This is a genomic window from Promicromonospora sp. NPDC057138 (genome assembly GCF_042670845.1).
Taxonomy (GTDB): Bacteria; Actinomycetota; Actinomycetes; order Actinomycetales; family Cellulomonadaceae; genus Promicromonospora.
This window is the reverse complement of sequence record NZ_JBHUUX010000107.1, coordinates 1-10711: the sequence shown is the minus strand read 5'-3', so window position 1 is coordinate 10711 and position 10711 is coordinate 1. Positions and strand designations below refer to the sequence as shown.

Annotated in this window: 6 protein-coding genes; 3 read left to right on the top strand and 3 right to left on the bottom strand. The window is 70.3% G+C overall.

Features of this window, described 5'->3' with window-relative positions; genetic code table 11:
• The first annotated feature begins 165 nt into the window (after positions 1 to 165).
• On the top strand, positions 166 to 1395 hold the full coding sequence (locus ACFT2C_RS28210; protein WP_377210420.1) for an amidohydrolase: 1230 nt from the start codon (positions 166 to 168) through the stop codon (positions 1393 to 1395).
• A 41-nt stretch (positions 1396 to 1436) separates the two neighbouring features.
• Here the strand turns inward: ACFT2C_RS28210 and ACFT2C_RS28205 are convergent, their stop codons facing one another.
• Entirely contained in the window at positions 1437 to 2252 is an 816-nt protein-coding gene (locus tag ACFT2C_RS28205) for a TIGR03619 family F420-dependent LLM class oxidoreductase (protein WP_377210419.1), read from the bottom strand.
• 74 nt (positions 2253 to 2326) lie between these two features.
• On the opposite strand from ACFT2C_RS28205, the gene ACFT2C_RS28200 reads away from it, so the two are divergent.
• Complete coding sequence (locus tag ACFT2C_RS28200) at positions 2327 to 3241, top strand: hypothetical protein (protein ID WP_377210418.1); 915 nt, start codon at positions 2327 to 2329, stop codon at positions 3239 to 3241.
• Between the two features lie 70 nt (positions 3242 to 3311).
• Entirely contained in the window at positions 3312 to 3764 is a 453-nt protein-coding gene (locus ACFT2C_RS28195) for a hypothetical protein (RefSeq protein ID WP_377210417.1), read from the top strand.
• Positions 3765 to 3802: 38 nt separating this feature from the next.
• Here the strand turns inward: ACFT2C_RS28195 and ACFT2C_RS28190 are convergent, their stop codons facing one another.
• Both ACFT2C_RS28190 and ACFT2C_RS28185 read right to left on the bottom strand, forming a co-directional pair.
• On the bottom strand, positions 3803 to 4189 hold the full coding sequence (locus ACFT2C_RS28190) for a hypothetical protein (RefSeq protein ID WP_377210416.1): 387 nt from the start codon (positions 4187 to 4189) through the stop codon (positions 3803 to 3805).
• Positions 4190 to 4209: 20 nt separating this feature from the next.
• Positions 4210 to 10431: a polymorphic toxin-type HINT domain-containing protein gene (locus ACFT2C_RS28185; protein ID WP_377210415.1), complete on the bottom strand. Its 6222-nt coding sequence runs from the start codon at positions 10429 to 10431 to the stop codon at positions 4210 to 4212.
• Positions 10432 to 10711 lie beyond the last annotated feature (280 nt).

The following is a 10711-nucleotide window of genomic DNA, read 5'->3' as shown; positions in this document are numbered from 1 at the left end:
GGCCCGGCGGGGCCCGGCCGCGCCCGCGCCGTCCGCGATCCCTGGTGGCATCGTGGACGCGTGACGGTCCCCCCGGTGGTCCCCGATACTGAGCCCGATGTCGTGCCCGATGTCGTACTCGACGCAGGGCCCGACGTCGGCGCGGTCCTGGCGCCGCTGGCCTCGATGCTGCCGGGCCTGCACGACACCTACGTCGACCTGCACGAGCATCCGGAGCTGTCCTTTCAGGAGCACCGGACCGCGGCCCTCGTCGCCGAACGGCTGGCGGCCCTCGGGTACGTGGTCCACACCGGCGTCGGCGAGACCGGGGTGGCGGGCGTGCTCGGCAACGGCGACGGCCCGTGCGTGCTGCTCCGCGCCGACATGGACGCGCTCCCCGTCACCGAGGACACGGGGCTCCCGTACGCCAGCACGGTGCGTGCCACCGGTGCGGACGGCGTGGAGTCGGGCGTCATGCACGCGTGCGGGCACGACGTGCACGTGACCGCCCTCCTCGGCGCCGCCGACGTGCTGGCCCAGGGCCGCTCCGCGTGGTCGGGAACGCTCGTCGTCGTCTTCCAGCCGGCGGAGGAGCTAGGCCGCGGGGCAACCGCCATGGTCGACGGCGGGTTGTACGACCGGGTGCCGCACCCCGACATCGTGCTGGGGCAGCATGTCGCGCCCGTCTCGGCGGGTCTGCTCGGTGTGCACGCCGGCCCGGCGTTCGCGGGCACCGACGTCGTGAACGTCCGCCTCGTCGGGCGGGGCGGACACGGTTCCCGGCCGGAGGCCACCGTCGACCCGGTCGTGATGGCCGCCTCGACGGTGATGCGCCTGCAGACCATCGTCTCGCGCGAGGTAGCGGCCGGCGACGCCGCCGTCGTCACCGTGGGGACGCTGCAGGCGGGGACCAAGGAGAACATCATTCCCGAGGACGCGTATCTCGGCGTGAACGTCCGCTACTTCGACGACGCCGTGCGGTCCCGGGTCCTGGCCGCCATCGAACGCATCGTGCAGGGCGAGGCCGCCGCCGCGGGCGCCCCGGAGCCGCCGACGGTCACGACCCGCGACTCGTTCCCGCCCGTGGTCAACGACCCGGCCGAGACCGAGCGCACGCGCGGCGTCTTCGCCGCGCACTTCGGGGCCGAGCGCGTCATCGACCCCGGCCCCGTGTCGGGCAGCGAGGACGTCGGCCTGCTCGCCACCGCAGCGGGCGTGCCGATCGTCTACTGGCTGCTCGGCGGCTGGGACCCGGCAGCCTTCCAGGCGGCGCACCTCGCGGGCACGACGGACCGCGACATCCCCTCCAACCACTCGCCCCGGTTCGCGCCGGTGCCCCACCCGACCCTGGAGACCGGCGTCGAGGCGCTGGTCGTCGCCGCCCTGGACCGCCTGGCGGCGCCGGCCGCCCGCTGACGACGCCTGACGTCGCCGGACGTCGAGCGGGGCGCCGCTGCTCAGCGGCCGGCCACCGCGTTCGCCAGTGCCGTCATGCGCTCGGCGGTGCCCTCGTGGTCCCCGAAGTGGACGGCGAGCTGGGCGGCCCCGGCCTCGCGGTAGGCGAGCGCGGCGTCCGCCACCTGCTCGACCGGCGTGCTGCCGCCCCAACCGATCCGCAGGGCGGGCACGACGTCGCGGCCGGAGGCCAGCCCGGCAAGGGCGCCCACGCGCTCGGCGAAGGCGCCGGCGTCGGCGGGGATGCCCTGCCAGACGTCGCCGTAGCGGGCCGCGCGGCGCAGGGCGGCGTCGCTGTTCCCGCCCACCATGATCGGCACGCTCCCCTCGGGCACCGGCGCGAACACGCCCTGCTCGAACGAGAACCGTCGGCCCTCGTACGGCGCAGCCCCTCCGGAGAACAGGTGCCGGAGCAGCGCGAGCGTGTCGTCCGTGACGGCGCCGCGATGCTGGTAGTCCGCCCCGACGGCGGCGAACTCCGGCACGCTCCAGCCGACGCCGACGCCGAGGATCACCCGGCCGCCGGAGAGCTGGTGCAGGGTGGCGACCTGCTTGGCGAGCACGAACGGGTCACGCAGCGGCGCGACGAGCACCGACGTGCCGAACCGCAGGTGCTCGGTGACCGCCGTCAGGTGCCCGATCGTCACCAGCGGCTCGTACACGCCGCCGAACGTCCGCCCGTACTCACCGGGCGGCAGGACATGGTCGGGCAGCCACGCCGTCGTGTACCCGAGGTCCTCGGCCGCCCGGGCCAGCTCGACGAGCGTGCGGGCCGGCATCGTCGGCGACTCGTCGGGCAGCACCACCTGAAGCTCCATGCCTGACCGAACCCGCGCCGCGACGTGCCCATTCCCTGGGCCCAGGCCCGCGCGACCAATAGGCTCCGGTGTCGATGAACAGCACATCGGACCTGGAAGCAGCCCGCAGGGACGCCGGCTCGTACCTTCAGTACTACTGGGAGGCGGCCGAGCACGACATCGTCGAAGATCTGGAGGACGACGAGGCGGAGATCCGGGCGGCGTACGCCGCCATCCAGGCGGTCGCACCCGACGACGTCACCACCGCGACCTGTCTGACCCTCCTGGAGCTCGGAAAGCTACGGGCACACCTGAACGACGAGCTCGGTACCGGCGTGGACCATTTCGAGTACGAGCACAACCCACCCGCTGGGCTCGACGAGGACGATCAGCAGGGCCGGGACCTGGCGGTCAGGACCGCGTGGGCCGCTGAGCGCACGCTCGCCCTGCAGAGCACCTCCAACCTGGCATGGTTCGCGCGGGCGTGCGCCCTGCACTGGATGGGCGAGCGTGACGCCGCGGCGAACGCCTACCAGGAAGCGCTCCGTCTCGATCCTTACGACGACATCGCGAAGACCCGGATCGAACAGCTGACGGACGCCGAGCTCCCCGAGCCGCCGGCCAGCCTCGGCACCTACCATCCCCACGGTTTCCATCTGCTGGAGATGACCCACCTGGTCGGGCACAGCGGCAGCACCAAGGGCTGGGTCTGGCTGCTCAACGATCCGGACGCCGTGCGCACCGCCGTCGACGGCTACCTCGACACCTGGCTGGCCCACAGCGGTCCGAGCCTGGACGACGAGTGCGGCGTCTGGACGCACGTTCCCGGCGTCGGGCGTGAGGGAGGCGAGCTGCGCGAGGCGGTGCGCCAGACCGCGGAGGGCCGCTCATTCATCGACTGGTCCCAAGTGCCCTTGCCCGGCCTGGTGCCGGACCCGCTCCCAGCCGGCCAGCCGGTCCGCTGGCTGGGGGAACTGCACTTCTTCGGGGCAACCGAGCACGACGACTGATCCTGCCCGTCAGCCTGCGGCCCTGGCAGGTCCAGGTACGCTGCGGCCCGTGGAAATCATCGTGACCAGCGTGGTCGCCGTCGTCGGAACGCTGCTGGGTTCGCTGGCGACCCACTACTTCCAACGGCGGACACGGGCAGACGCCGAGCGCTTCGAGCGCGGCGAACGGCTACGTCAGGAACGCGTCAGCGCCTACACGACGTACGGCGGCGCGCTCGTCAGCCTGCGCCGGGCGCAGATCGACCGCTGGTACGCAGTCCATGAGCAGAAACAGAGCGCCGACCCCGATGCGATCCGTTACGAGACCTACCGGCTGCGGACGAGCGCTCTCGAGGCGATGTTCCGCGTCCAGCTCGTCACCGAGTCGCCGCACCTGATCGGACTGGCGCAGCAGGCGATCGACAGCGTCGACCGGCTCACCCTGCGCATCCCGGCAGAGGAGTTCAAGGACGCCCGCGATGTGTCCCGGCAGGCCATCTTCGACTTCGTCGAGGCGGCCCGCAAACACGTCGAGGTGGCCTGACCAGCGAACCTGGCCGACGCCACTCATGGACGGAGCGGTCATCCTGCGAACGATATGACTAGAGCCTCCGAATCTTCACTGAGGTAGTAGTGCTCGGGGAACCATTCGATGTGGAGGTGGTCTCCCGCACATCCTGTAGACGCGAGGTCGCGCATGTTCGCGGCGAGAATCGCCAGACGATCAGCCGTGCCCGAGAACCGAAGCACTCGGCGGTCGTCAAGGCTTGTGATCGTCAACCGTTCAGGACCGACCACGACCTCGATCCGATCGAGCGAGTGGTCGTACGGCCACGGATCGTCCACGCCATCAAGCTGTAGGTAGCCCGCAGAGATGAGCCGTGTCGCCAGGGCGACGAGCCCAGGACCATCGGCGCGTATCTCCAGTTCGCCTGTCGATTCGTTCTTCACAGCTGCGAGCAACACCACGCCTCCATTCTGCCGACCTTCTAGCAGTCTCCGGGCCTGATCGTCGACGGGTCGATCGGAGTATGAGGGTCAGCCAGTGGGCCGCTGGTGACGCTGCGCCCATTGATCTGCGTCTCAAGATTGAGGTGCGGACCCAGGCGCTGCACATGGGAGAAATTCGGGTTGATATCGAATCTTGCGATCCGCGTCACCCTGTCGCCGCCCTCTATCGAGGTGCTCAAGAACTGCACCCCACCGGTCGAAGAAATCATCGACCTCGGATTGCCCGGCACGTGGGCCGCAGCCCGATCGAGCGCCTCTTCCATGGAGATCGGGTCCTCGTTGTGGACCAGTACGGCCGCGTCGCCCGAGCCTGCAGCCACGAAGTACGTGCGGTCGCGGTCCACAGTGAGGTTGTGCACCACCGCGCGCTTACGCTCGACCTTGACGTCCGCCACCTGAGCCCAGGTGCCCGAACTCGTCTTGAGCCAATCGCCGGACCGGAGGTCGATCGCGTCGACCCAGTCGCGCTTCTCGGGATCCCAGAACGGGTGCCCGTCCGTGGCGACGATCTTTTCCTTGTCGCCGTCGTCGTCGTGGATGGTGACAGTTACCAGCGTCTTCTCACCGCTGCCGGTGATGTGTGCGGTCACCAGGCGTCCGCCCGCCAGGTCACCGGTCGCTGCACCGCCCGCCAAGACCTCGTCACCGGGTTCGACGTCCTCGATCGGCTTGCGGGTGCCGTCGGCGAGGAGTACCAGCGTGCCCGGCACGAAGCTGTTGACCGGGCAGCTCGGAGCCGGTTCGTCGACCTTCGCCGAATCACCCGATTTCGAGGTCTCGGCCTTCTTCTTGGACGCCTGCGCCCGCGCCTTCGCCTTTGCCTCGGCCGCCAGCTGTTTGACCTTCGCATCAGCAGCGGCCTTCGCCTTCGCCGCCTTCGCCGCCGCCTCCCGCGCGGCCTTCGCCGCCGCGGCCTTCGCCGCCTCGGCCGCCTGTTTCGCCTTCTTGGCGCCGGACAGGATCTGCTTGGCCCATTTCAGCTCGCCCGAGAAGGCCATGACGGCCTTGCCGGCCTTGTAGACGGCCTCGCCGATCTTCGCCGCCTTGAAGATCTTGCCCCAGGGCAGCGCGCCCACGATCAGCATCACGCAGGCGCCGAGGTCGCCGTCCAGACAGCTCATGAGGTCGGTGATCCCCAGGAACTCCATGAGGATCTGTCCGCCGGCCTCCAGGATGACGTCCAGCATCGACTTCGACTCGAGCTGTTGCGCCTGCGCGATGTCCTCGGCACTCGGCCCCTCCATCTCCGCACCGGGATCGTTGGGGTTGGAGGTGGTGTCTGCGCCGGTGGGGCTCTCGGTGGTGCCGCCGCCGGTAGGCCCCTCCAGCTCCCGCTCGCCGGTCGGGTCCGTGAAGACCAGCGGGTTGTTCCCCGCGTAGGCGTACGGCGAGGAGCCCATCGGCTGGGCGCCGGCCGGGTCCACCGAAGAGAACCGGCCGGTCCCCGGGTCGTAGTTCCGGGCCCGCATGGCGTAGTTGCCCTCGCCCGTGGTCGAGTCCTGGTACGCGCCCGCGAACCGCATCGGGTTCTTCAGCCCGGCCGCCGGCTCGGCATCCGCTGCCGCCCCGTCGCCCGACGCCGCACCGCCGGCCACCGCCTCGGTGACCGCGCCGGCGAGCGTCGCCCCCTGGCGCGGGTTCCCGAACGGGTCGTAGTCGTAGCCCTCCTCGACCTGGCCCTCCGGCGACAGCATGTTCGCGACGCCGCCCAGCCAGTCGTGCGTGTACGCGTGGGCCCCGCCGCTGGACTCCAGCAGTGCCAGCGGCTCGTCCGTCGGCCCGTAGGTGAAGGCCTGGCGGCTGGTCACGACGCCGCTCGCGCTCGTCACCGTGTCGACGGCGATGTTCTCCAGCGACCCGTTGGTGTCCCACGACCAGTGCCGTGTCTTCACGCCTGCCCCCACGCCGGTGATGGCGTCGAGCCGCATGCGCGTCGCGTCGTAGGTGTACCGGGTCATGACCCCGCCGACGGTCGCCTCGGCCAGGGTGTTGTCGATGTTGTACTTGAGCCGGTCGTCGCCCGCGCGCGTCTGGTTGCCCAGCACGTCGTACTCGTAGTCCTTGCGCTCGACGCCCTTCTTGCCGGCGTCCTTGCCAACGGTGAGCTCCCGGACCAGCTGGCTCGCGTGGTCGTACGAGTACCGCGTCAGGTCGTCGCCCGCCGAACCCGTCCGCTTCTGCTCGGTGCGATTGCCACGCAAGTCGTACTCGTAGGAGATCCGGCCGGCGGCCTTGCTCGACCGGTCGCACTCCTGCGCGGCATAGCACGCGTCCGTCACCCGGTTCGCATCGTCGTACGCATAGGCGACGCCCTCGGTGACCCCGCCGCGCGTCGTCATGACCTGGGTCGGGTTGCCCACCTCGTCGAGCGTGAGGTCGAACGCGGACACCGGGTCCTGCACGCCGTCCACTGGTTCCCCGGTACGTTCGGTGCCGATCGAGGTCAGCCGGCCTGCGTCGTCGTACACCCGCTCCTCGGTCAGGCCCGTGGAGGCCGGGAGGGTGGTCGCCGTCCGGCGCCCCGCGACGTCGTACGCGTACTCCCAACGCGCGCTGTTGCCGCCCACGGAGCCGCCGGACGCCGTCGTGGAGGCGAGCCGCGAGTCGTCGTCGTACGTCGAGGTGATCTTCGTGCCGTCCGGGTAGGTCCGCGCGGTGATGTTGCCGCGCTGGTCGTACCCGTAGGTGAAGGTCTCGTCGGGCTGGTTCGCCTCCTCGCGGACCACCTTGGTGATCTGGTCCTCGTCGTCGTACGTCACGGTCCGCACGCCCAGCGGGTCACCGTAGGAGGTCGTCCGGTCCTTGGCGTCGTAGCCGTAGGTGTACTCCGGGCCCGTCGAACCGACCTGCTGGCTGGTCAGGCGGCCGCGCAGGTCGTACTCCGAGGTGATGGTCCGCTGCGCGCGCTCGTCTTCCGTCAGCTCGGACAGGTCCTCGTTGCGGTCAGTGGTGATGCTCGAGATCGCGTTCGACTCGGCGTCGTACCCGACGTGCGACGTCCGGCCCAGCGGGTCGGTGGTGGTCTCGGGGCGGCCGGCATCGTCGTACGTCATGCTCGTGCGCCCGCCCTGCGGGTCGCTCACCCCGACCACCCGGCCGTCACGGTCGTACCTGAGCACCGTCGCGAAGGCCTGGGAGACCAGCGGCACCTTCGGCGCGTCGGGCTGGCGGACGTAGCTGACCTGGTCGTCGTCGCGGTAGCCGTAGTAGGTGGTCCCGCCGCGCGCGTCCGTGACCTCGACGGCCCGGTTGTTCGGGTCGTAGGCGGTCGACGTCGTGTTGCCGAGCGGGTCGATCTCCTTGACCCGGTTCCCCGCCAGGTCGTACTCGTACCGCGTGGTGAACCGGGCTTTGTCGGCTCCCTCGACGTTGCCGCGCGGCTCCGTCACCGACCCGAGCAGGCCGTCGTCGGTGTACGCGTACGTCGTGACGCCGCCGGTCGGCGAGATCTCCTTGACCTTGTTGCCCGCGGCGTCGTACTCGGTGCGGGTCGTCTTCTTGCCCGCGTCCGTGCGTTTGGTCTGCCGCCCGTTCTTGTCGTACCCCATCGTGGTGGTACGGCCCTTGGTGTCGGTGACCGAATCGACCTGCCCGGTGTTGCTCCGCTCGAAGCTGGAGGTCTTGTTCAGCTCGTTGATCGACGCCGTGGTGCGGTCCAGCGCATCGACCTTGATGTCCCGGTCCACGTGCTTGCCGCCCGGGTACGGCATGCGCATCCGGATCGGGTTGTCGTTCGCGTCGTAGAAGTACTCGGTGGTGAAATCCGCCTTGTTCGCGCCCGGCATGTTGCCGCGCGGCGAGGTCACGGTCTTGACCAGTCCCTTCGCGTCGTACGTGTACGACGTCGTCAGGTCGTCGGCGCCCTCCATCTGCACGCTCTCGGACGCGCGCCGCCCGGCGTCGGTGTACCCGTAGGTCATCACCTTGCCGCCGGCCTCCACCCGCGACCGCAGGCCGTTGTCGAGATAGCCGTACTCGGTGACGACGCGCTCGGGCGAGATCTCCTCGACCAGGCGGCCGACGTCGTCGTAGACGCTGCGCCAGCCGCGGTGCTTGCCGGGCTCCTCCACGCGGACCACGCGGTCCTGCTCGTCGTACTGCGTCTCGGTCGTGTAGAGCCGGCGCTCGCGCGGGTCGGCGGTGCCGCGCGGATCCGTCTGCGCGACCTGGCGGCCCGTCGTGTCGTAGAAGTACTCGGTGCGGCGCCCCTCCGGCGAGACGACGGCGGACAGCAGCCCGGCGTTCTCCTCGTCCTCGCCGGCGGCCAGGTACTCGTACCGCGTGACCTTGTCCCGCTGGTCGGTCGTGGACGTGCGCAGCCCGCGGTCGTCGTAGACGTGCTTGACGTCGTTGCCCTCGGCGTCGACGCTGCGGACCAGCTCGTTGAACTCGTTGTACGTGTTCTTCCAGACGTTCCCGTTGGGGTCCGTGTACTCGATCGGGTTGTTCCGGTCGTCGTACTTCGTCTTCTCGTCGAAGCCCTGCGGGGCCACCGCCTGCGTCGGGTTGCCCTGCGGGTCGAACCGCACCACGTGCTGGTACTGGTTCCCGTTGACGACGAGGTTGCGGTCCAGGCGCTTGTTGTAGCGGTGGTTGTCGGCGTCGCCCGTGCTGCGCTGGCTGTAGAGCAGGACGTTGCCGTGGTAGCCGTCGTAGACCGAGATGTCGTCCGCGTCGGTGGTGCGCGCCTCCTGCTTCTCGGCGTCCCACGCGAAGGTCATCTCCGCGCCGACGCCGTCGCGCTGCGCCACCACTCGCCCGCCGGCGCCGTACTCGTTGTGCACCGCCACGACCTCGTGCGGGTCGACGACCTCGGCGAGCCGCCCGTCGGCGTCGTACCGGTACTGCCAGACGTTCCCGCGCGCGTCCTCGACCTCGGTGAGCAGCCCGTCGGTGTACTCGAACTGCACCTTGCGGCGGTCCGGGAGGACCATCCGCGTGATCACGCCGTCCTCGAGCTCGGCCACGGCAGTTCGCCCCGAGGCGTCGGTGATCGTGATCTCGTCGCGGTCCACGTCCCTGCCGCCGTCGTCGACCTCGACGTAGGCCAGGCGGACGCCGTCGTCGCGCGGGCTGAGCACGGCCGAGAGCCGGCCGGCGGCCCCGAACTCGTACGTCACCTGCTGCGGCGTGATCAGCTCCCAGCCGTCGCCGTCCCGCCTCAGGTTCGAGCGCACGCCCGGCGGACGCGTGTACCCGTCGCCGTCCGGCGTGTAGAGCGCCTCGGCGCCGTCCTCGGCGCGCACGATCACGCCGTCGTCCGTCCGCATGACGCGCATGTCGTAGGACCACGCCCAGCCGACGCCGAGCGGGCCCTGCCGGTTGTTCGCCGAGGAGTAGGTGCGCGCGCTCGCGAACGGGATCCCGAACGACGCCATCTGCATGTCCCGCTCGACCCGCACGAACGCGCCGGTGCCCGTGTTGACGCCCACCCCGCGCTTCGCCTGCCCGACGGCGGTCGGCGCCAGCGCGTTCTCGCACCCGCAGCCGGCGGCCTGGTCGTCCGGGATGTTCGGCGGCAGGATCGTCGCGCGCGGCCGGGACGTGCCCGAGGGCTCGGAGACGACCTCGTCGCCTCCCGGTAGCACTGCCGCGACCGTCACGAAGTAGCGCTTGTCCGGGTCCAGCTCCCAACCGTCGTCGCGCCCGAACGAGCGGCAGAAGTCGGAGCTCCCGCAGAACCGCGGCCCCTCCAGCTCCCCGCGGGTCAGGCGCACGGACTCCTGCTCGGTCTGGTCGTCCCCCTCGTACAGCCGCACGACGGCGGCGGTCCAGTCCGGGTCGACGTCGCCCTCGTCGAAGTAGAGGACGACGGACGTGTCACCCAGCAGGAAGCCCGGACGCAGGTCGAGGCCTGTGAAGCCGGCGGCCGCGGCCAGCGTGCGGGCCGGGGAGGTGAGCGTGCGCCACTCGCCCGCGGCGACCTTCGTCGACTCGCCAGCCGCCGATACCCCCTCCGGGACCACGGGTGGGCGTTCGTCCTCCGCGTAGGCGGTGGCGCGCCGCACGCCCTCCGGCATGGGCCGATCTGTCGGCCCCTCGCCCGCCGTGGCCTGCGGCACCGCGGCCGCCTCGGCGGACTGTTGTGCCGGTGCCGCGGCGACGAGCAGGGACGCCGTGAACCCGACGGCCACCGCGACACCCAGCCAGCGTCGTTCGAGCCGGGTGATCACAAGGTGGTGCAGTCGTGCCTCGGACATCGCCAACCCCCGTGTTGGTGTGTTTCCTGAGCAGTTACCCGACACCGAGTGTGATCAACCTGAACAGCGCCCACAACTGGTTTATCCCCCATATCTGATCCATATGCATTCACTGGGGACAAAATGTGCAGGTCAGAGGGTGCCGCATCTTCCAAACAAGAGGGTGAAACTTGTCCGCGCCAGCCCGCATCCACTTCGGTCCCCTGCAGCAGGAGATCGCCGACTTCGGTCGGTTGCTTCGAGATCGGTCCATCGACGGACCGATCTCGAAGCAACCGAC

What these genes read in the sequence shown, in the direction of transcription:
- ACFT2C_RS28205 (WP_377210419.1), bottom strand. Translation starts at nt 2,252, where the DNA reads ATGGAGCTTCAGGTGGTGCTGCCCGACGAGTCGCCGACGATGCCGGCC.
- ACFT2C_RS28210 (WP_377210420.1), top strand. Translation starts at nt 166, where the DNA reads ATGCTGCCGGGCCTGCACGACACCTACGTCGACCTGCACGAGCATCCG.
- ACFT2C_RS28200 (WP_377210418.1), top strand. Translation starts at nt 2,327, where the DNA reads ATGAACAGCACATCGGACCTGGAAGCAGCCCGCAGGGACGCCGGCTCG.
- ACFT2C_RS28185 (WP_377210415.1), bottom strand. Translation starts at nt 10,431, where the DNA reads ATGTCCGAGGCACGACTGCACCACCTTGTGATCACCCGGCTCGAACGA.